Source organism: Massilia sp. 2TAF26 (genome assembly GCF_052115005.1).
Classification (GTDB): Bacteria; Pseudomonadota; Gammaproteobacteria; order Burkholderiales; family Burkholderiaceae_D; genus Telluria.
The window spans coordinates 277588-297734 of the sequence record NZ_JBFRFV010000002.1; the positions used below are offsets into that span (position 1 = coordinate 277588).

Here is a 20147-nt window from a genome sequence, read left to right on the forward strand (position 1 = left end):
CACGTCCTGGCAATTTTCCTTGCTCGAACGGTGATGGGCGGCTTGGGAGGCACGCCAGGGACGATCGAAGGTCGCGTAACAAAGGAAGCAATCGGGCCGTCGCGGGCGCCGAGAGCGGAAAGCGACGCCAAATCTTGGCCGTAAAGCAAGGAACAGATGGTATGATGCGGTTTTTCACAGCTCCCACTCCACCCTGAGCAAACGTGCGTCTATCCTCCATCAAATTGTCGGGATTTAAGTCTTTCGTCGATCCCACCAATTTCCAGGTGCCGGGGCAGCTGGTCGGCGTGGTCGGCCCGAACGGATGCGGCAAGTCGAACATCATCGACGCCGTACGCTGGGTGCTGGGCGAATCGAAAGCCTCCGAGCTGCGTGGCGAGTCGATGCAGGACGTGATCTTCAACGGCTCCACCTATCGCAAGCCGGCCGGGCGCGCCTCGGTCGAGCTGGTGTTCGACAACAGCGACGGCAAGGCGGCCGGGCAGTGGGGGCAGTATGCCGAGATCGCCGTCAAGCGCACCCTGACGCGCGACGGCACCTCGACCTATTACATCAACGGCCAGCCGGTACGCCGGCGCGACATCCAGGACATCTTTCTCGGCACCGGCCTCGGACCGCGCGCCTACGCCATCATCGGCCAGGGCATGATCTCGCGGATCATCGAGTCGCGCCCCGAAGAGCTGCGCGTGTTCCTGGAAGAGGCGGCCGGGGTCTCCAAGTACAAGGAGCGGCGCCGCGAGGCCGAGAACCGCCTGTCGGATACCCGCGAGAACCTGACCCGCGTCGAGGACATCCTGCGCGAGCTGAACGCCAACCTGGAAAAGCTCGAAGCCCAGGCGGCGGTAGCGAACCGCTTCCACCAACTGCAGGCCGACCAGGAAGAAAAGCAGAAGCTGCTCTGGCTGCTGCGCAAGAACGAGGCCAAGGCCGAACAGACGCGCTGGTTCCTCGAGATGGAACAGGCCCAGACCGGCCTCGAAGAGCAGAACGCGAAGATGCGCCACCTCGAGCTGGAACTCGAACGCATGCGCCAGGCCCATTACGCCACCGGCGACCGCCTGCACGCGGCCCAGGGTGAGCTGTACCAGACCAATTCCGAGATCGGCAGCCTGGAGGCGCAGATCAAGTTCGTGGTCGAGTCGCGCACCCGCCTGCAGAACCAGATCGGCACGCTCACCGCCCAGCGCGAACAATGGCTGAACCAGGCGCGCGATACCCAGGAGCAGATCGAGGAAGCGGAGTACCGCCTCGAAGAACTGGCGGCGCGTGTCGAAGGTGCGCAGATCGCCGTCGAGGCCCAGAACGAGCGCCTGCCGGAGCTGGACGCCGCCTGGCGCGCGGCCCAGGAGAAGTCCACTGAATCGCGGGCCCGCATCATGCAGGTGCAGCAGCGCATCGAGCTGTCGTCGGCCCACCAGCGCAATGCCTCCAACATCCTCGCGACACTCGGCACGCGCCGCGAGCGCCTGCAGCAGGAGCGCGGCAACCTGAACCTGCCGGATGCCGGCCAGCTCGACAACCTGCGCATGCAGCTGGAAGAAAAGCAGCTGCAACTGGAAGAGCAGAACCTGTTGTTGGAAGAAGCCGCCAGCCGCCAGGAATCGAGCGAGCAGGAACGCCGCGACGCCCACGCCCAGGTCCAGCAGGAGAGTGCCGCCAATGCCAAGCTGGAAGCGCGCCTGTCGGCCCTGCGCCAGCTGCAGGAGCGGGTCCAGACCCAGGGCAAGGTCCAGCCCTGGCTGCAGAAGCACGAACTCGACAAGCTGCCGCGCCTGTGGCAGAAGCTCGACATCGAGACCGGCTGGGAGACCGCGCTGGAATCCGTGCTGCGCGAGCGTACCGGCGCACTGGAGATCTCGAACCTCGACTGGGCGCGCGGCTTCTTCGGCGATGCCCCGCCGGCCCGCATGGCGCTGTACACGCCATCGAGCGGCGCTGCCGCTCCACACGACCACCACGGCCTGAAACCCTTTGCCAGCCTGCTGAAGCTGAACGATCCGGGCCTGCGCGGCCTGCTCGACGACTGGCTGCACGACGTCTACGCGGCCGACGATCCGGGCGCCGCCCTGGCCCAGCGCGAGCGCCTGCCGGAAGGCGGCTGCTTCGTCACGCCGCACGGCCACATCGTCAGCCGCTCCAGCGTGCGCTTCTATGCCGCCGACGCCGAGCAGGATGGCGTCCTCGCGCGCCAGCACGAGATCGACAACATCACCAAGCAGCTGCGCGCCCAGGCCCTGTTGCTGGACGAAGCGCGCACCCGTTCCACCCGCGCCGACGCCGCGGTGAGCGAGCTGCAACGCCGGTTGCAGGACGGCCGCCAGAAGGTCGCGACCCTGCAGAGGGAAGTGCACGCGCTGCAGATCGAGGTCGTGAAGCAGGCCGAGGTCGAGGCCCGCTTCAACCAGCGCAGCGGCCAGATTTCCGCCGATCTCGACGAGATCGCGGCCCAGGAAGCCGAACAGCGCCAGATAAAGATGGAGGCCGAGGCCGAGTTCGAAGAGCTCGACATGGAACTGGCCGAGCTGCAGGGCGCGCACGAAGACGGCCAGACCGCCTTCCTGGACAAGGAGCGCGCCTTGAACGAAGCGCGCGACAAGCTGCGCGAGCTGGAACGCGCGGCCCAGGAAGCGGTGTTCGCCGAGAAGACCCAGCGCACCCGCATCGAGGAACTGCGCCGCACCATCGCCACCGCCAACCAGCAGGCCGAACAGGTCCTGGAAAGCATAGGCTCCGGCAAGATGGAGCTCGAGGCGCTGGAGTCCGGCACCGCGGCCGAAGGCCTGCAGGAATTGCTGGCGCGCCGCACCGCCCAGGAACAGGCGCTGGCCGACGCCCGCCACGAACTCGACCAGCTCACGCAGCAGTTGCGCGCGGCCGAGGAAGCGCGCATGGCGGCCGAACGCAGCCTGCAGCCGCAGCGCGAGCGCATCACCGAGATGCAGCTGAAGGAACAGGCCGCGCGCCTGAACCAGGAACAGTTCGCGGAAGCCCTGGGCGCGACCGGCGCCGACGAGGCCGAGCTGTCGCAGAAGCTGCAGCCCGACATGAAGCCGCAATACCTGCAGGGCGAGGTGACGCGCCTGACCAATGCGATCACGGCGCTCGGCGCGGTGAACCTGGCGGCGGTCGAGGAACTGGCCCAGGCCACCGAGCGCAAGCGCTTCCTCGATTCCCAGAATGCCGACCTGCAGGAAGCGATCGCCACGCTGGAGGGGGCGATCGCACGCATCGACCGCGAGTCGCGCGACCTGCTGCAGGATACGTTCGACCGCGTCAACGCCAACTTCTCGGAGCTGTTCCCGATCCTGTTCGGCGGCGGCACCGCCAAGCTGATGATGACCGGCGAGGAAATCCTCGATGCCGGCGTGCAGGTGATGGCCCAGCCGCCGGGCAAGAAGAACGCCACCATCCACCTGCTGTCGGGCGGCGAAAAGGCGCTGACGGCGACGGCCCTGGTGTTCTCGATGTTCCGTTTGAATCCCGCGCCGTTCTGCCTGCTCGACGAAGTGGACGCGCCCCTGGACGACGCCAATACCGAGCGCTTCTGCCGCATGGTCAAGCGGATGTCCGACCATACCCAATTCCTCTTCATCTCGCACAACAAGATCGCGATGGAGATGGCCAACCAACTGATCGGTGTGACGATGCAGGAGCAGGGCGTATCGCGCATCGTGGCGGTGGACATGGAGTCCGCCGCGAATTTTGCACAAGAGGCACAAGCAGCATGACAGATTTAGAGATGAGCCTGGTTGCCGCGGGCGGCGTGTTCGTGGCCGGCGTCTTCGGTTACAACAAGTGGCAGGAGTACAAGGCGAGGAAGAGCGTCGAGCGCGCCTTCGCCTCCGACCATGACGACGTCCTGATGAAGGGCGGGGCGGTGCCCGAACGCGGCGCCGCCGAGCCGGTGCTGGGCGAGACCGGCGCCGTCGACCGCCACGAGCCGGTCCTGGATGCCAACGTGGACGCGCCGTTTGCCGAGCTGGCCGGGGCCGATGCGCTTGCCGAACCTTCGGTGCGCGAATCCCAGCACGGCGCCGCCGGCGCTGGCGCCGCTGCCTCGGCCGGACCGTCTGCCGGCGCCACCCTCGATCCGCTCGCCGGGCTGCCGGGCGCCAAGCCGGACACGCCGCCGGCCCAGCTGGCCGAGAACCTGGTCGACCCGCTGATCGACTGCCTGATCCCGCTGAACACCGAAGGCGCCCTGCGCGGCGACAAGATCCTGCCCGCGCTGCTGAAGCTGCGCCGCGTCGGCAACAAGCCGGTCCACTTCGTCGGCCTGGCCGTGAACGGCGACTGGGAGCCGATCGTGCATGGCGGCGTCTACACCAAGCTGCAGGCCGGCGTCCAGCTGGCCACCCGCACCACCTCGCTGAACGAACTCGAATACTCGGAGATGGTCACGCGCCTGCGCGCGGTGGCCGACGAGATTGGCGCCGAGCCGGAAGTGCCGGACATGATCGAGGTGATGAGCGAAGCGAAGAACCTGCACCGCTTCGTCGCCGGCCACGATGCCCAGCTGGGCGTGAACCTGGCCTCGAAGGGCGCGCCGTGGGCGATGTCGACCCTGATCGGCGCGCTCGAGAGCCAGGGCTTCGACGTGCGTCCGGACGGCCGCTTCGCGATGCCCGACAAGGAAGAGGGGACTGCGGGCGGGGTCCTGTTCACCCTGTCGACCAACGTCAACCTGGGCGCCGATACGACTTCGCGCCTGACCCTGCTGCTCGACGTGCCCTGCGTGGCCCCGGCCCGCGACGGCTTCGGCAAGATGGTCGCCTGCGCCAAGTCGCTGGAGCTGCGCCTGGACGCCGCCATCGTCGACGACTTCGACCAGCCGCTGCTCGATGCGGCACTGGGCGAGATCGCCGGCCAGGTCGGCGAGTTCTACCAGGAGATGGAAGCGGCCGACATCCCGGCCGGCTCGACCCGCGCGCTGCGCCTGTTCAGCTGAGGCTTTTTCATGAGCGAGCAGCAGAACTACCTCGAGCGGATGGCGTGGCTGGTCAAGGAGCTGAACCACCACATCTATAACTACCACGTGCTCGACGCGCCCACCATTCCCGACGCCGAGTACGACAAGCTGTTCCGCGAACTGCAGGAACTGGAGGCGGCGCATCCGGAAGCGGTGTCCAACGACACGCCGACCTCGCGCGTGGGCGGTGCGCCGATCCCGGAATTCAGCCAGGTGACGCACGCGATGCCGATGCTGTCGCTGAACAACGGCTTTTCAAGCGAGGACATCGACAACTTCGACCGCCGCGTGCGCGAAGGCTTGGACCTGCCGAACGGCGCCCGGGTCGCGTATGCGGCCGAGCTCAAGTTCGATGGCCTGGCGATCAGCCTGCGCTACGAGAACGGCGTGTTCGTGCAGGCCGCCACCCGTGGCGACGGCTATACCGGCGAGGACGTCAGCGCCAATATCCGCACCATCAAGGTGATCCCGCTGCGCCTGCAGGGTGAGGATATTCCCGAGGTGCTGGAAGTGCGCGGCGAAGTCCTGATGTTCAAGCAGGACTTCGAGCGCCTGAACCAGCGCCAGCGCGAGCTTGGGCAGAAGGAATTCGCGAATCCGCGCAACGCCGCCGCCGGCAGCCTGCGCCAGCTCGACGCCCGCATCACGGCCCAGCGCAAACTGCGCTTCTTCGCCTACGGTATCGGCGTGCTCGAAGGCGCGGCGATGCCGCAATCGCACTCCGCTGTGCTGGACTGGTTCGAACGCCTCGGCCTGCCGGTGTCGAAGGAGCGCGCGGTGGTGCAGGGCTGCGAAGGCATCCTCGACTACTTCGGCTCGATCGGCGAGAAGCGCAAGTCCCTGCCTTACGAGATCGACGGCGTGGTCTACAAGGTCGACCGCATCGCCGACCAGGCGCGGCTCGGCTTCGTCTCGCGCGCCCCGCGGTTCGCGCTGGCCCACAAATTCCCGGCCGAGGAAGCGCTGACCACGGTCCAGGCGATCGACGTGCAGGTGGGCCGTACCGGCGCCATCACACCGGTGGCGCGCCTGACGCCGGTGTCGGTCGGCGGCGTGACCGTCACCAACGCCACCCTGCATAACGAGGATGAAGTGCGCCGCAAGGACGTGCGCATCGGCGACACCGTAATCGTGCGGCGCGCCGGCGACGTCATCCCCGAGGTGCTGGCGGTGGTGCTGGAGCGCCGTCCGCAGCCCGCGCCGGCCGTCTACGAGCTGCCGAAGACCTGCCCGGTGTGCGGCTCCCACGTGGTGCGCGAAGAGGGCGAGGCGGTGGCGCGCTGCTCCGGCGGCCTGACCTGCGCGGCCCAGCGCAAGGAAGCGATCCGCCACTTCGCCGGCCGCCGCATGATGGACATCGAAGGCCTGGGCGACCGCTACATCGACAGCCTGGTCGAGTGCAACCTGATCCACGGCGTGGCCGACCTCTACCGCCTGACCCTGGACGACCTGCTGGCCATGAAACGCCTGGCCGACGAGCGCGACGGCAGCACGCCCGAATCGGACAAGCCCGCGCTCAAGCAGGGCAAGGTGGCGACCAAGTGGGCCGACAACCTGCTGGCCGCGATCGCCGCCAGCAGGCGCCCGCCGCTGGAGCGCCTGCTGTTCGCGCTCGGCATCCGCCACGTGGGCGAATCGACCGGCAAGACCCTGGCCGACTGGCTGGGCAGCCTGGCGCTGGTGCGACGCGCCCCGGCCGCGCTGCTGCGCGTCCTGCCCGACATCGGCGGCACCGTGGCCGAGGCGATTGCCGAATTCTTTGCCGAACCGAAGAACCAGGCCGCGCTGGATGCGCTGCTGGCCGCCGGGGTCGAACCGCAGGGCGAACATGCGCCCAGGGCCCAGCTGCGCGAGCGCCTCGACGAGGTGCAGCTGCTGGCCGCGCTGGGCATCCCGAAACTGACCGAGCCGCGCGCAAGGCAGCTGCTGGCGGACGGCCGCACGCTCGACGAGCTGGCCCACCTGAAGATCTTCAGCGTGTTCGGCCTGCCGTCGACGGTCGCGGAGTCGCTGGAAGAGTGGATGGCTGCGGACGGCCACCGCGAGACCGTGCAGAAGCTCGCCGACCTGCGACGCGAGCTGCTGGCGCACTTGCCGGAACAGGCGCCGGCGGGCGAGGAAGGCCCGCTGGCCGGCAAGACCTTCGTGCTGACCGGAACGCTGCCGACCATGTCGCGCGACCAGGCCGGCGCCCTGATCGAGGCGGCCGGCGGCAAGGTGTCCGGCTCGGTGTCGAAGAAGACTTCCTATGTGGTGGCGGGGCTTGAGGCGGGCAGCAAGCTGGAAAAGGCCGAGAGCCTGGGCGTGACCGTGCTGGACGAGGCAGGCTTGCTGGCGCTGCTGCCCAAATGAACCCTGACGGAGGCAGAATGAGTGCAATCAAGAAGGCCGTATTCCCGGTGGCCGGCCTCGGCAGCCGCTTCCTGCCGGCCACCAAGGCGCAGCCGAAGGAAATGCTGCCGATTGTCGACAAGCCGCTGATCCAGTACGCGGTCGAGGAGGCGGTCGCCGCCGGCGTCACCGAGCTGATCTTCATCACCGGCCGCAATAAGCGCGCCATCGAAGACCACTTCGACAAGGCCTACGAACTCGAGGCCGAGCTGGAGGCCCATGGCAAGGAAGAGCTGCTGAAGCTGGTGCGCGGCGTGATCCCGAAGAACGTCAACTGCATCTACATCCGCCAGTCCGAGCCGCTGGGCCTGGGCCACGCCGTGCTGTGCGCCCGGCCGGTGGTCGGCAACGAACCGTTCGCAGTGCTGCTGGCCGACGACTTCATGGACAGCGCGCCCGGCCACAAGCCGGTGCTGGCCCAGATGACCGACCTCTACGACTACGAGAAATGCAGCGTGCTGGCGGTGCAGGACGTCCCGCGCGCGAACACCCGCCAGTACGGCATCGTCAGCGCCAGCGCCTACCGCCCGGACCTGGAGCTGGTGTCGGGCATCGTCGAGAAGCCGCAGCCGGACGAGGCGCCGTCGACCCTGGCGGTGGTCGGCCGCTACGTGCTGTCCGGCTCGATCTTCGGACACCTCGCCAGGATCGGCGCCGGCGCCGGCGGCGAAATCCAGCTCACCGACGGTATCGCCTCGCTGATGGCCGACGAGCGCGTGCTGGCCTACCGCTATGCCGGACAGCGCTATGATTGCGGTTCCAAGCTCGGTTACCTGAAGGCGACCGCGGCGATGGGCCTGAAGCATCCGGAAACGGCGGCCGGTTTCGCCGAGTTCCTGAAGGAGCTGAAATGATCCGCGAGATTCTGAAGATGGGCGATCCACGCCTGCTGCGCCTGGCCGAACCGGTGAAGGAGTTCGACACGCCCGGGCTGCACGCGCTGGTTGCCGACATGTTCGAGACCATGCACGCGGTCGACGGCGCCGGCCTGGCCGCGCCGCAGATCGGCGTCAACCTGCAGCTGGTGATCTTCGGCTTTGGCCAGAACCAGCGCTATCCGGACGCCCCCGCGGTGCCGGAGACGGTGCTGATCAATCCGGTCCTGACCCCGTTATCAAGCGAGATGGAAGAGGGCTTCGAAGGCTGCCTGTCGGTGCCGGGCCTGCGCGGCAGCGTGCCCCGTCATACGCGTTTGCATTACGAAGGCTTCGATCAATATGGAAAACATATCAGTCGTGAGGTCGACGGTTTCCATGCGCGCGTGGTGCAGCACGAGGTCGACCACCTGCTGGGCATCCTCTACCCGATGCGCATCAAGGACTTTTCCCGCTTCGGCTTCACCGAAGTGATGTTCCCCGATCTCGATCCGAAAGCAGACGATTGAACACGTTTTTCCCTAAGACCGCGGCAGCCTGCCTGGCGCTGGCTGCGCTGGCGCTGGCGCTGGCACCGGCCGCCCATGCCGACGAGCTGTTCACGAAGATCGACGCCGCGCCGAAGAGCGAGTTCTGGATCGACAGCGGCTTCGCCACCTGGCACTTCAACCGCGACAAGGACCTGAACGGCGCCAACTGGGGCCTCGGCGGCGAGTACCGCTTCTCGGGCACGATGGCGGCCACCGTCGGCCGCTTCTACAACAGCGACCGCGAATACTCGAACTATGCCGGCGTGATCTGGCAGCCCTATGCGATCGGCCCGGTGCGCCTGGGTGCGGCGATCGCCGCCTTCAACGGCTATCCACACATGCGCGACGGCGGCTGGTTCCCGGCCGTGGTGCCGACCCTGACCTACGAATACCGGCGGGTGGGCGTCAATGTCGGCATCATCCCGAGCTACAAGGATCGCTTGTACGGCGGGATTTCGGTGCAACTCAAGCTGAAGCTGTTCGAATAAGCCGACCCCGAACCGGAGCCGCCATGCGCCTCGACTGGACCCAGCCTCTCCCGCGCGAGCAGATCCGTCCTTTCCTGGCGAAGTCCGACCTGGCGGGCTGGCGCATGCTGGCCTTCAACTGGGGCCTGATCGCGGCCTGCTTCGGGCTCGTCATGTGGCACCCCAATCCCTTGACCGTGGCGCTCGCGCTGATCGTGCTGGGCGGCCGCCAGCTCGGTCTCGGCATCCTGATGCACGAGACCGCGCACCGTTCGCTGTTCAGGACCGCCGCGCTGAACGAATGGGTCGGCCAGTGGCTGTGCGCGGCGCCGATGTTCGTCGAACTCGGCATCTACCGCCGCTACCACTTCACCCATCACCAGCAGGCGGGCACCGATGGCGATCCCGACCTGCCGAATTACGAACACTACCCGGTCAGCCCCGCCTCGCTGCGCCGCAAGCTGTTGCGCGATCTGAGCGGACGCTCAGGCCTGCGCGCCTTCGCCGCCCTGATGCTGCTGTATGCGAGCGCCGACCAGCGCAGCGGCTACAGCTACCGCGCCGGCGCCGGGGAGAAGCGCGTGCTGAGCGCGCGTACGCTGCTGCGCAACAGCTGGCGTTGCGCGCTGGCGAATGCGCTCATGCTCGCCGCCTGCGCCGCCGCCGGGCAGGCCTGGACCTATCTGTTGTGGCCAGTCGCCTGGCTGACCACCTATATGCTGTACAGCCGCATCCGCAACGCCGCCGAGCATGGCGCGCTGCCGGGCACCCGCGAGCCCGACATCTGGCGCAATACGCGCACCGTGCTGGCTTCGTGGTGGGAGCGGCTGACGGTGGCGCCGAACTATGTCAACTACCACTTCGAACACCATCTGGTGCCGGCGGTGCCGGCCTGGCAGCTGCCGCGCTTCCATCGCTGGCTGCGCGAGCATGGGGCCTATGAGGCCGGCGCGCCGCTCGAACGCGGCTACGTGCAGGTGCTCAGGCGCATGACAGGTCGAGGAGGGTTCAGTCCTTGCGCGGATACGGCGACTTCCCGCCCTCCGCAATGAAGGTATCGATGCGCGCTTCCAGCACCGGCAGCGGCACGGACCCGAGCTGCAGCACGGTGTCGTGGAAGGCGCGGATGTCGAATTTCGGCCCCAGCGCCGCCTCGGCCTTCTTGCGCGCATTCATGATCGCCATCTCGCCCAGGTAGTAGGACAGGGCCTGGCCCGGCCAGGAGATGTAGCGGTCGACTTCGGTCTCGATCTCGTGATCGGACAGTGCCGTGTTGTCGTGCATATAGGCCTGCGCCTGCTCGCGGGTCCAGCCCTGGGCGTGGATGCCGGTGTCGACCACCAGGCGCGCCGCGCGCCAGGCCTGGTAGCTCAGCATGCCGAACATTTCATAGGGCGTCTCGTAGATGCCCATCTCGGTGCCGAGGCGTTCGGAATACAGGGCCCAGCCCTCGCCATAGGCCGAGATATACGCCCTGCGGAAGGGCGGCACGCCTTGCTGTTCCATTGCCACCGGCATCTGGAAGGCGTGGCCGGGCGCCGATTCGTGCAGGGTCAGGGCCGGCAGGCTGTAGAGGGCGCGGGCCGGCAGGTTATAGGTGTTCACCAGGTAGACGCCGGGACCGCCGCGCGCCGAGGTGTAGTAGGGCGCCTGGTCGGGCGGCACCGGATTGATGCCGAAGCGGCGGCGCGGCAGGTAGCCGAAGTACTGCTCGGCCTTGCCGTCGAACTTCTTGGCGATCCAGGCGGCTCGCATCAGCAGTTCTTCGGGTGTCTTCGCATAGAACTGCGGATCGCTGCGCAGGAAGGCCAGGAAGGCCGGCAGGTCACCCTTGAAGCCGGCCTGGTTCATGGTCTCCTGCATCTCGGCGCGGATTTTCGCCATCTCGGCCAGGCCGATCCGGTGGATCTCGTCGGCACTCAGCGAGGTGGTGGTGTACTCGACGATCTTCGATTGATAGTAGGCGCGGCCGTCCGGCAGGCTGCCCGCGGCCAGGGCGACGCGCGCTTTCGGGAAGTACTCGCTGCGTACAAAGGCCAGCACTTCGGCATGGGCCGGCTGCACGGCGTCGCGAATCGCGGCCGCGCCTTCCGCGCGCAGGCGCTCCTGTTCGGCCGCCGGGATCGCCGAAGGCATGTTGCGGAACGGCGTGTAGAAGATCGTGTCCTGCGGTGTCTTCGCTTCCGCCACCGAGGCCAGCGGCGCATCGCGTCCGGCCAAGGTCACGCGCGGCGGCGTGAAGCCGCGCGCCAGGCCGGCGCGCATGTTCGCCAGCTGCTCGCGGAAGTAGCGCGGCATGTCGCGCAGCTGGGCGATGTAGTCGCGGTACTCCTGCGCCGACTTGAACGGACGCCGTGCGGCATAGGTAATGTCGGTCCAGAAGGAGCTGTCGGCGTTGACCGGCTGCTCGTATTCGCGGAAGCGCTGGGCTTCGTACAGTGCCTGGATCTGGGCGCGGTAGACGGCGTAGTTGATGCGCTCCGCCTTGGACAGCGTGCCGGGATCGATGGCGTCGAGGCGCTTCAGCACGCCTTCCCAGTAGCGGCGCCGTTCTTCCTGGGTGGCGGCATCGACGTGGGGCAGTTCCGGGCGCCTGCCCTGGGGCAGGTCCTCGTCGTCGGCAAGGTGCTGGGCGATGCGCCATTGCCATTCCTGCTCATGGATCGACTGGAAGCGTTTGTCGGCAGTGGTGGCGGCGGATGATGCGTTGGCGCTGGCACACAGCGACAGCGCCAGGAAAAGGGCGGCGCCCGGTTTTCTTGTCATGTTCTTCCCGGAGTGGACGGCGGATCGGATGAGTCTGGGCTCACGGCGCAGAATAAACGAAAACGGCCCCACGCGGGGCCGTCGGCAAGCGATCAGGCAGGACTCAGCCCGTCCGTTTCTCGCGCAGCGCCTCCGCCGGAACGCCCGCCAGCAGCACGATCGCCCCCAGCACCATCAGTCCCGTCACGAAGTACAGGCCGTAGTTGACGCTGCCGGTGACGGTTTTCATCCAGCCGATCACGAAGGGGCTGACGAAGCCGCCGATAAGGCCGATCGAATTGATCAGCGCAATCCCGCCCGCCGCGGCCGGGCCGGACAGATAGGCTGTCGGCATCGCCCAGAACAGCGGCATGGTGGCGAAGATGCCGATGGTAGCGAAGGACAAGGCGACCAGGGCCAGCGGCAGGTTGCCGGTCAGGAGGCTTGCCGCCACCAGGCCGGCGCCGCCGAGGAAGGCCGCGCACGCGGAGTGCCAGCGGCGTTCGCGGGTGCGGTCCGAATGCTTGCCGAGTGCGATCATGCCGATCGCGCCGATCACGTAGGGAATCGCGGTGAGGAGGCCGATCCGCAGCGGATCGGCGAGGCCGAAACCCTTGATGATGGTCGGCAGCCAGAAGGTGATCACATAGGTGCCGGCGATAAAGGCGAAGTAGGCGAACGCCAGGATGTAGATCTTTGGATCGCGCAGCGCGCCTTTGAGGGAGCCGTGGCGCGACGGTCCCAGGGCCTGGCGGTCCCGCTGCAGGGTACGCTCGACCACGTCCTTCTCCTGCGCCGACAGCCATTTCGCTTCTGCAGGGCGGTCGCACAGCAGGAACCACACCAGCAGCCCGAGCGCCACCGCCGGCATGCCTTCGAGCAGGAACATCCACTGCCAGCCCGCCCAGCCGTTCACGCCAGCCAGGTCCTTCATGATCCAGCCCGACAGCGGGCCGCCGATGATGCCCGCCACCGCCATTCCCGACATGAACAGGGCGATGATTCTTGCCCGCATGTGCGAGGGATACCAGTAGGTGAAGTAGAGGATGATGCCGGGGAAGAAGCCGGCTTCGAACAGGCCGAGCAGGAAGCGGGCGGCGTACAGCTGCGTTGGGGTCGTCACGAACATCATGCCGGCCGAGGTCAGGCCCCACAGCAGCATGATGCGTAGCAGGGTCTTGCGCGCACCGAACTTTTCGAGTAACAGGTTGCTCGGCACCTCGAACAGCGCGTAGCCGAAGAAGAAGATTCCTGCGCCCAGGCCGTAGACGGCGTCGGAAAAGCCCAGGTCCTGTTTCATCTGCAGCTGCGCGAAGCCGATGTTGATGCGGTCCAGGTAGGACGCGACGTAGCAGATGAAAAGGAAGGGAACCAGGCGCAGGGTGATCTTGCGGTAGACGCGCGCGGTCTCGTCGGCCGCTCCTTCCTGAGGGAGCGGCACGGCTAAACGGGTGGTATCGGTATTCATGTCTTGTCTCCTCCATGGCGGCACGCCGCCCGGCACTGCGTTCAGCGAATGAACTTCTTCACGTAGTCCGTACCCAGGCCCACGGCTTCGTAGTGCTTTATGGCCGCCTCCAGCTTGGTGAACACGTCTTCGTAGCCGACCGGGCGGCCTTCCTCGTCGAGGTAGGTGTAGGCGCCGGTGACGTGGAACAGGGTGCGCATTTCGGTGACGTCTTCCGGCACGTACAGCGTGTGGATCTCGCCGGGGATCTCGTGGGCGTAGGAGCCTTCGATCGCGGTCCAGTCGTGTTCCAGGTAGTACCAGCGGCCCTTCAGCACGACGGCGTGAACCGGGCCGTCATGGCGATGGCGCGACAGCACGCCGCTCTTGCGCACCCGCAGCACGTTGACGAAGTAGCCCTGGGTGACATTCAGGATCAGTGGGCGGAACCAGACGTTCGGGGCCTGCGGCACCCATTCGCGCTCGTCTTCCGGAATGGCGTCGGGTACGACCAGGTCCTGGATCGCAAAACGGGGAATTGGCTGGGCAAAGCCGACCAGGCTGCTGGGATGGGTGCGCTCTAGGGATTTGGACACGTGATACCTCTTATCGATACGATGAATGAGGGTTGCATCTTGCGCTGCGCACGGGCCGTGGTAAATGCGATAATCGTCAATGGGCTTTGACAAAATTTCACAGATGGAGCAGCAGTGCCGATTCCCCTGGGTGAGCTGGAAGTGTTTTTTGCTGCCGTCGACAGCGGCAGTTTTTCCGCGGCTGCGCGCCGGCTGGACCTGACCCCGTCTGCGGTAAGCAAGCTGGTGTCGCGCCTCGAGGCCCGGCTCGATGCACGCCTGCTGCAGCGCAGTTCGCGCGCACTCAGCCTGACCGAGGCCGGGCGAGCGTTGTACGAGGAAGGGCAGGGCGTGTTCGCGGCCCTCGCAAGCGCGGAGAACGCGGTGAAGGCCTGCTCCGACGAGGTCAGCGGCACCTTGCGCGTCCACTCGATGGTGACCTTCGCCAAGTATCAGTTGGCGCCGGCGATCGGCGACTTCCTCGCGCGCCACCCCAGGCTGCGGGTCGAATTCGTGCTGTCAAACGAGGCAGTCGATTTCATCGAGCACCGGATCGACGTCTCGATCCAGGGCGGACCGCTGCCCGATTCGTCGCTGGTGGCGCGGCGCTTGCTGCACAGCCCCTGGATCATCTGCGCGGCGCCGGGCTACCTCGCGCGTTACGGCACGCCGGCGGTACCAGGCGACCTCGCGCATCACAACTGCCTGAACTTTACCCAGCGCACGGACTGGAACGCCTGGCCGCTGGTCGAGAACGGCGTGGAAAAGGCGGTGCCGGCGCAGGGCAACGTGGGAGCGAACCTCGGCGACATGCTGCTCGAGCTGGCGAGAAGCGGCCTGGGCCTGGTGCGTCTGGCCGAGTTCCACATCCGCGATGACCTGAGGAGCGGCCGGCTGGTGCCGGTTCTGGAAGCCTTTCGCGCGCCGGCCCAGGAGCCGCTCTATGTGGTCTACCAGGGCCGCAAGCACCTGAGCCCGCGCGTGCGGGCCTTCCTCGGCTTCATGGAAGAGTGCTTCGGCAACTGAGATTCAGCGCTTCACCCTGCCCCAGGCCTCGCCCGCGCGCCACACCGGCATCGCCGGCGCATTCGCCACTGCATACCCCAGGTTCAGGGTGAACTGGGCCTGCTGTACCATGCCCGACAGGTCCCAGCCCGGGTCGTACTGGTCGCTGACCTGGTGGTAGTCCTTGGTGAAGGCGCGCATGCGGCTGCCGGAGGCCGCCGGATCGTGGACGAAGGCGAAGCTGCCGTCGCCGGAGAACACGGCCGAGCCGACGTTGAAGGCGGGGACGCCGGCCCTGGCGAACATGAAGTGGTCGGCGCGGTAGTAGGCGCCGCCCAGGTCCGGCACGCTGGGCGCCAGGCTCAGGCCCATGGCCTTCGCCACCTGGCGCGAGGTCTCGAGCAGGGAGCTGCGCTCGGCGCCGGGTACGCCCATGTCGCGGGTCGGGCCGACGAAGTTCATGCTGTCGAGGTTGAGGTCGGCGGCGGTCCTGGCCAGCGGCCACAGCGGCGCGCGGGTATAGGCCAGGCTGCCCAGCAGCCCCTGCTCCTCGGCGCAGGGCCACAGGAAGATCTGGGTCCGGCGCGCCGGATGGGCCACCGCCGCCTGGGCCATCGCCAGCAGGGCCGCGGTGCCGGAGCCGTTGTCGATGGCGCCGTTCCAGATGTGGTCCGGCTGGCCGTTCTGTTCGTCGATGCCGAGATGGTCCCAGTGGGCCGAATAGATGACCGCTTCCTCGCGCAGCTTGGGATCGGTGCCGGGCACGATGCCCGCCACGTTGTACTCGGCCACCTGGCGTACCGCGCTCTTCACCTCGGCGTGGGCGCTGGCTTTCAGCTCGACCGGGCGGAAGCCCTTCACCTCGGCGCGGGCGCGCAGCTGGTCGAGGTCCTGGCCGGCGGCCGCGAACAGGCGGCGCGCCATGTCTTCGCTGATCCAGCCCTGCAGCGCGTTGCCGGGGCCGGCCAAGTGGAACTGCTCGTGCGAGAAGCTGTTGGCCGGCACGCTCCACGGATAGGACGCGGACGCCGTCGTATGGATCAGCAGGATCCCGGCCGCGCCCTGGCGCAGCGCCTCGTCGAATTTATAGGTCCAGCGGCCGTACCAGGTCAGCGATTTGCCGGCGAAGCGCTGCGGCTCGGTGGCGGTCGGCTGCGGGTCGTTCACCATCGCCACCAGCAGCTTGCCCTTCACGTCGGCGCCCTCGAAATCGTTCCAGTGTTCCTCGGGCGCGTCGATGCCGTAGCCGACGAAGACCAGGGGCGCGTCCAGCCGGGTCTCGGCCTGGCCGCTCGCATTGGCGTACACGGCGTCCTGGCCGAAGGCCGCCTCGATGGTCTTGCCGCCGGCTTCGAAGCGCAGGCTGCTGCCGGGCCGGGTCTTCTGGCCGACCAGCTCGACCTTCTGGCGATAGCCCTTGCCGGCGGCCGGTTTCAGGCCGATCGCGGCGGCCTGGGTTTCCAGGTAGCGCACCGTGAGTTCGCCGCCGCGCTGGCCGGTGCCGCGGCCTTCGAGCAGGTCGTCGGCGAGGAAGGACAGGTGGGCGCGCAGCGGGGCTTCCAGCACGGCGGGTGCGGCGGCGGGAGCGGCGGCGGGAGCGGCGGCGTGGATGGCGGGCAAGGCGGCAATCAGGGTGGCGCCCAGCAGGGCGGCGCGGAATCGGCGGTCTGGCATGGATACGTCTTGTTGTCGTGTTTGTCTGAAGCAAGGATCTTAGCAGTCCCTGGCGCGTGGCGGCGACTAAATCGGCCAGGAAAATATTGTCACGATTTTACAATTCTCCGTCCGGCGATCCCGTTATAATATGGACCACATGCCTTGGCCGCCTCGGCGGTGCCGCACCAAGATAAATCCAGTTGACCTGCATGGAAAGAGACGACAACAAGCGGCGACAATCCAGCGATGACGGGACGGCGCAGCCACAGGCGAGCGCTGCCGTGTACAGGCTGCGCCCGTGGCGCCGCATCAGTGGCCAGTTGGTCACGCTGATCGGCGAGAGCGGTTTTTGCGCATTGTTCGGCCGCGCCCTCCGCACGATGGCGGTCCGTTACGAGTGGTTGAGCGTGGATACTTCGCGCAAGACCATCGACGGACTGCTCGTTGCGTTGGAGCGCGACCTGGCAGGCGTCGAGCGCGCCGTGGCCGACATCGCGAACGCGGAGTTGCTGAACACATTCACCAGACAGCTGTCGTCGCTGATCGGCGAAGCGCTCACGGCCCGGCTCCTCGAGCAGGCCAGGGCTTCGGAGCAGGACGGACCGGAAGATGTACAGGAGCACAAGTAAATGACCGACAAAGTACGCCTGGGATTGCTGGCAACCGGGGTTCCGGGCCTCGATGTCCTCCTCGGCGGCGGCCTGACCGAATATTCCTTCACCCTGATCGCCGGCGCCCCCGGCAGCGGCAAGACCACGCTCGCGCACCAGATCATGTTCGCGCAGGCCGGTCCCGAACGGCGCGCCCTGTTCTTTACCGTGCTGGGCGAGCCGCCGCTGAAGATGCTGCGCTACCAGCAGCAGTTCGCCTTCTTCGACATGGCCAAGGTCGGGCCCGACATCCGCTACGTGAACCTGGCCGATGATTTACGAGCAGGCCATTTCCATGGAGTACTGGAACGCATCATGCGCGAGGTCGAGGATTTCGGTCCCGGCCTTGTCTTCGTCGATTCCTTCCGCTCGGTCATGCAATCTGCGCGCAGTGGCAACGAGGGGCTGTCGGACCTGCAGCAATTCATTCAGGAACTCGGTTCGCGGATGGCGACCTGGCAGGCCACCACTTTCCTGATCGGCGAATATTCCCAAGCCGACGTCGAAGCCAATCCGATCATCACCGTGGCCGACGGCATGATCACGCTGATCCAGGCAAACGAGGACAACTCGATGCTGCGCAAGATCCGCATCAACAAGATGCGCGGCCAGGCCCACATGACGGGCTCGCACACCATGCGCATCACCGACGACGGCATCCGCGTCTATCCGCGCGTGCTGCCGCCGCTGGCCGACGACCGCCTGCCGGGCAGCCCGGTTGACCGCAGTCCGCGCCGCATCCCGACCGGCACCGCCGGACTGGACGAGCTGCTGCGCGGCGGTCTGCCGCAAGGCCACACGATGCTGGTGTCCGGACCGACCGGCATCGGCAAGACTATCCTCGGCACCCGCTTCCTGCAGGCCGGCGCCGACCTGGGCGAGAAGGGCGTCGCCCTGTATTTCGAAAAGGGCACGGCGCGCCTGCGCAACGCCGAACTGGCCGCGCTGTCGCAGTCCGGCCAGGTCGAGGTGGTCGAGAGCCGTTCGCTTTCGCTCAGCGTCGAGGAATTGCTGGACGCGCTGATGTGCGCGATCGAGCGCACCGGCGCCACCCGGGTGGTCATCGATTCGCTGTCCGAGATCGAGCTCTACCTGGCGCCGGAAGTGCGCGCCGACCTGCGCCTGGCGGTATTCCGCACCCTGACCGCCCTGGCCAAGCGCGGTGTGACCGCGCTGGTGACGGTCGGCATGGAAGACGATTACATGGGCCTGCGCTTCAGCCCGAGCGCCTTGTCCTTCCTGACGGATGCCGTGGTGTCCCTGCGCTTTGCCGAGATCGAAGGCGAACTGCGCAAGATCATGATGGTCGTGAAGGTGCGCGGCTGCGATCACAGTTCGGAATTACGGGAATACAGGATCACGGACGCCGGCATCGAGGTCGATGGCAAGCCGAGCGAGTACGACGGACTGCTGACGGGACATCCGACGCCAAGGCGTTGACGGGAAAGGCATGGGCGAGGACGCAATGGAACCGCAAGACGACGACATCACGGCCTCGCAACAGCGCGCGAGCACGCACGAGGAGCCGCGCGTTGCCCTGCCGGAGGAATACCTGCTGCGCCGCATTCGCGTCCTCGAAGACGAAGTCGAGAGCCTGCGCGCCGCCGCCGCCGAACGGCGCCGCCTCGAATCCACTCTGGAGCAGCTGCGCGAAGCCAACGAGCACCTGGTGCTGGCGGCGGTGCAGGCCCAGCACCTCCAGGAAGACGCCGAAGCCGCCAACCGGCGCCAGAACGAGTTCCTCGCGATGCTGGCGCACGAGCTGCGCAACCCGCTGTCGCCGATCGGCATGGCGGCCTCGCTGCTGGAACGCGCCCCGGACGCCTCGCCCCAGATGCACAAGCTGTCGCGCGTGATCGCACGCCAGGTCGAGCATATGGCCAAGCTGCTCGACGACCTGCTCGACGCCGCCCGCATCAGCAGCGGCAAGATCACCCTGTCGACCCAGCCGCTGGTGCTGGCCGACGTGCTGCAGCAGGCGGTCGAGACCATGCAGCCCTGTATCCAGGAACGCCGCCAGAGCCTGCAGCTTGAACTGCCGCCGGAAAACGTGTTGGTCGAGGGCGACCAGGTGCGCCTGACCCAGGTGTTCACCAACCTGCTGGCGAATGCCTCCAAGTACACCGGCGACGGCGGCAGGCTGCACCTGCGGGCTGCTGCCTACGCCGACGAGGTGTCGGTGGCGATCGAGGACGACGGCAACGGCATCGCGCCCGAAATCATCCCCTATATCTTCGACCTGTTCACCCAGGGGCCGCGCTCGCTGGCGCGCTCCGAGGGCGGCCTCGGTGTCGGCCTGAACGTGGTGCGCAACCTGGTGTCCATGCACGCCGGCACGGTGACGGCGGAGAGCGGCGGCGCCGGCCAGGGCAGCTGCTTCACGGTGCGCCTGCCGCGCTCCGGCAGCCACAGCATCGGCCGCGGCCCGGCCCAGGTGGCCGTTACCGGCGGACGCAAGCGGGTGCTGGTGGTGGAAGACAATCCGGACACCTGCGCCACCCTGGCGGCCTGCCTGCGCGAAGAGGGACACGAGGTGGTGACCGCGCTCGACGGGCGCAGCGGCCTGGCGGCGGCGCTCGAGCGGCCTTACGACGTGATCGTGTGCGACGTCGGCCTGCCTGGCCTGGATGGATTTGGCCTGATCCGCGCGGTGCGCGCGACGATGGGAAAGGGAGAGCAGAGCACGCGGCCCCTGGCGATCGCCCTGACCGGCTACGGCCAGCCCGAGGACGAAGCGCGGGGCCGCGAGGCCGGCTTCGACCACTACCTGGTCAAGCCGGTCGGGCTGGATGCGCTGCTACCGCTGATCGACGCCTCGCAGCCGCATTTCTGATTCC

Annotated in this window: 15 protein-coding genes; 11 read left to right on the top strand and 4 right to left on the bottom strand. The window is 67.3% G+C overall.

What is annotated here, in order from left to right; genetic code table 11:
• The first annotated feature begins 203 nt into the window (after positions 1-203).
• The 7 genes from smc to AB4Z32_RS03350 are packed head-to-tail and all read left to right on the top strand — an operon-like array spanning position 204 to position 10284.
• Positions 204-3728, top strand: a complete 3525-nt coding sequence (smc, locus tag AB4Z32_RS03320) for a chromosome segregation protein SMC (protein WP_441934332.1) — start codon at positions 204-206, stop codon at positions 3726-3728.
• Complete coding sequence (locus tag AB4Z32_RS03325) at positions 3725-4948, top strand: cell division protein ZipA C-terminal FtsZ-binding domain-containing protein (protein WP_441934334.1); 1224 nt, start codon at positions 3725-3727, stop codon at positions 4946-4948. The genes smc and AB4Z32_RS03325 overlap by 4 nt, the downstream gene beginning before the upstream one ends.
• A gap of 9 nt (positions 4949-4957) precedes the next feature.
• The gene (ligA, locus tag AB4Z32_RS03330) at positions 4958-7321 is read left to right on the top strand and encodes an NAD-dependent DNA ligase LigA (RefSeq protein ID WP_441934336.1); all 2364 of its coding nucleotides are present in this window, start codon (positions 4958-4960) and stop codon (positions 7319-7321) included.
• A 17-nt stretch (positions 7322-7338) separates the two neighbouring features.
• Positions 7339-8214: a UTP--glucose-1-phosphate uridylyltransferase GalU gene (gene galU, locus AB4Z32_RS03335; protein ID WP_441934338.1), complete on the top strand. Its 876-nt coding sequence runs from the start codon at positions 7339-7341 to the stop codon at positions 8212-8214.
• Complete coding sequence (def, locus tag AB4Z32_RS03340; RefSeq protein ID WP_441934340.1) at positions 8211-8744, top strand: peptide deformylase; 534 nt, start codon at positions 8211-8213, stop codon at positions 8742-8744. The genes galU and def overlap by 4 nt, the downstream gene beginning before the upstream one ends.
• The gene (locus AB4Z32_RS03345) at positions 8741-9253 is read left to right on the top strand and encodes a hypothetical protein (RefSeq protein WP_441934342.1); all 513 of its coding nucleotides are present in this window, start codon (positions 8741-8743) and stop codon (positions 9251-9253) included. The genes def and AB4Z32_RS03345 overlap by 4 nt, the downstream gene beginning before the upstream one ends.
• 23 nt (positions 9254-9276) lie before the next feature.
• Positions 9277-10284, top strand: coding sequence for a fatty acid desaturase family protein (locus tag AB4Z32_RS03350; protein WP_441934343.1), 1008 nt, complete (start codon positions 9277-9279; stop codon positions 10282-10284).
• Here AB4Z32_RS03350 and AB4Z32_RS03355 read toward each other — a convergent pair.
• The 3 genes from AB4Z32_RS03355 to AB4Z32_RS03365 form a co-directional block, all read right to left on the bottom strand.
• Complete coding sequence (locus tag AB4Z32_RS03355) at positions 10241-11998, bottom strand: DUF885 domain-containing protein (RefSeq protein ID WP_441934345.1); 1758 nt, start codon at positions 11996-11998, stop codon at positions 10241-10243. The two genes, AB4Z32_RS03350 and AB4Z32_RS03355, sit on opposite strands and share 44 nt — an antisense overlap.
• A 103-nt stretch (positions 11999-12101) precedes the next feature.
• Entirely contained in the window at positions 12102-13445 is a 1344-nt protein-coding gene (locus AB4Z32_RS03360; RefSeq protein ID WP_441934347.1) for an MFS transporter, read from the bottom strand.
• A 41-nt stretch (positions 13446-13486) separates the two neighbouring features.
• Complete coding sequence (locus AB4Z32_RS03365; protein WP_441934349.1) at positions 13487-14020, bottom strand: 2,4'-dihydroxyacetophenone dioxygenase family protein; 534 nt, start codon at positions 14018-14020, stop codon at positions 13487-13489.
• Positions 14021-14134: 114 nt separating this feature from the next.
• On the opposite strand from AB4Z32_RS03365, the gene AB4Z32_RS03370 reads away from it, so the two are divergent.
• Complete coding sequence (locus tag AB4Z32_RS03370) at positions 14135-15025, top strand: LysR family transcriptional regulator (RefSeq protein ID WP_441934350.1); 891 nt, start codon at positions 14135-14137, stop codon at positions 15023-15025.
• A gap of 3 nt (positions 15026-15028) precedes the next feature.
• Here the strand turns inward: AB4Z32_RS03370 and AB4Z32_RS03375 are convergent, their stop codons facing one another.
• The gene (locus tag AB4Z32_RS03375) at positions 15029-16678 is read right to left on the bottom strand and encodes a M28 family peptidase (RefSeq protein WP_441934352.1); all 1650 of its coding nucleotides are present in this window, start codon (positions 16676-16678) and stop codon (positions 15029-15031) included.
• A 191-nt stretch (positions 16679-16869) separates the two neighbouring features.
• On the opposite strand from AB4Z32_RS03375, the gene AB4Z32_RS03380 reads away from it, so the two are divergent.
• The 3 genes from AB4Z32_RS03380 to AB4Z32_RS03390 are packed head-to-tail and all read left to right on the top strand — an operon-like array spanning position 16870 to position 20143.
• Complete coding sequence (locus AB4Z32_RS03380) at positions 16870-17289, top strand: hypothetical protein (RefSeq protein ID WP_441934354.1); 420 nt, start codon at positions 16870-16872, stop codon at positions 17287-17289.
• The gene (locus AB4Z32_RS03385; RefSeq protein WP_441934355.1) at positions 17290-18750 is read left to right on the top strand and encodes an RAD55 family ATPase; all 1461 of its coding nucleotides are present in this window, start codon (positions 17290-17292) and stop codon (positions 18748-18750) included.
• Between the two features lie 25 nt (positions 18751-18775).
• Positions 18776-20143 carry a hybrid sensor histidine kinase/response regulator gene (locus tag AB4Z32_RS03390; protein ID WP_441934357.1) on the top strand — a complete coding sequence of 456 codons (1368 nt, stop codon included), beginning with the start codon at positions 18776-18778 and terminating at the stop codon, positions 20141-20143.
• Positions 20144-20147 lie beyond the last annotated feature (4 nt).

Excerpts from the sequence above, each read along its gene's own strand:
- AB4Z32_RS03325 (WP_441934334.1), top strand. The coding sequence starts at position 3,725 with ATGACAGATTTAGAGATGAGCCTGGTTGCCGCGGGCGGCGTGTTCGTG.
- ligA (WP_441934336.1), top strand. The coding sequence starts at position 4,958 with ATGAGCGAGCAGCAGAACTACCTCGAGCGGATGGCGTGGCTGGTCAAG.
- galU (WP_441934338.1), top strand. The coding sequence starts at position 7,339 with ATGAGTGCAATCAAGAAGGCCGTATTCCCGGTGGCCGGCCTCGGCAGC.
- def (WP_441934340.1), top strand. The coding sequence starts at position 8,211 with ATGATCCGCGAGATTCTGAAGATGGGCGATCCACGCCTGCTGCGCCTG.
- AB4Z32_RS03350 (WP_441934343.1), top strand. The coding sequence starts at position 9,277 with ATGCGCCTCGACTGGACCCAGCCTCTCCCGCGCGAGCAGATCCGTCCT.
- AB4Z32_RS03355 (WP_441934345.1), bottom strand. The coding sequence starts at position 11,998 with ATGACAAGAAAACCGGGCGCCGCCCTTTTCCTGGCGCTGTCGCTGTGT.
- AB4Z32_RS03360 (WP_441934347.1), bottom strand. The coding sequence starts at position 13,445 with ATGAATACCGATACCACCCGTTTAGCCGTGCCGCTCCCTCAGGAAGGA.
- AB4Z32_RS03375 (WP_441934352.1), bottom strand. The coding sequence starts at position 16,678 with ATGCCAGACCGCCGATTCCGCGCCGCCCTGCTGGGCGCCACCCTGATT.
- AB4Z32_RS03380 (WP_441934354.1), top strand. The coding sequence starts at position 16,870 with ATGGAAAGAGACGACAACAAGCGGCGACAATCCAGCGATGACGGGACG.
- AB4Z32_RS03385 (WP_441934355.1), top strand. The coding sequence starts at position 17,290 with ATGACCGACAAAGTACGCCTGGGATTGCTGGCAACCGGGGTTCCGGGC.
- AB4Z32_RS03390 (WP_441934357.1), top strand. The coding sequence starts at position 18,776 with ATGGAACCGCAAGACGACGACATCACGGCCTCGCAACAGCGCGCGAGC.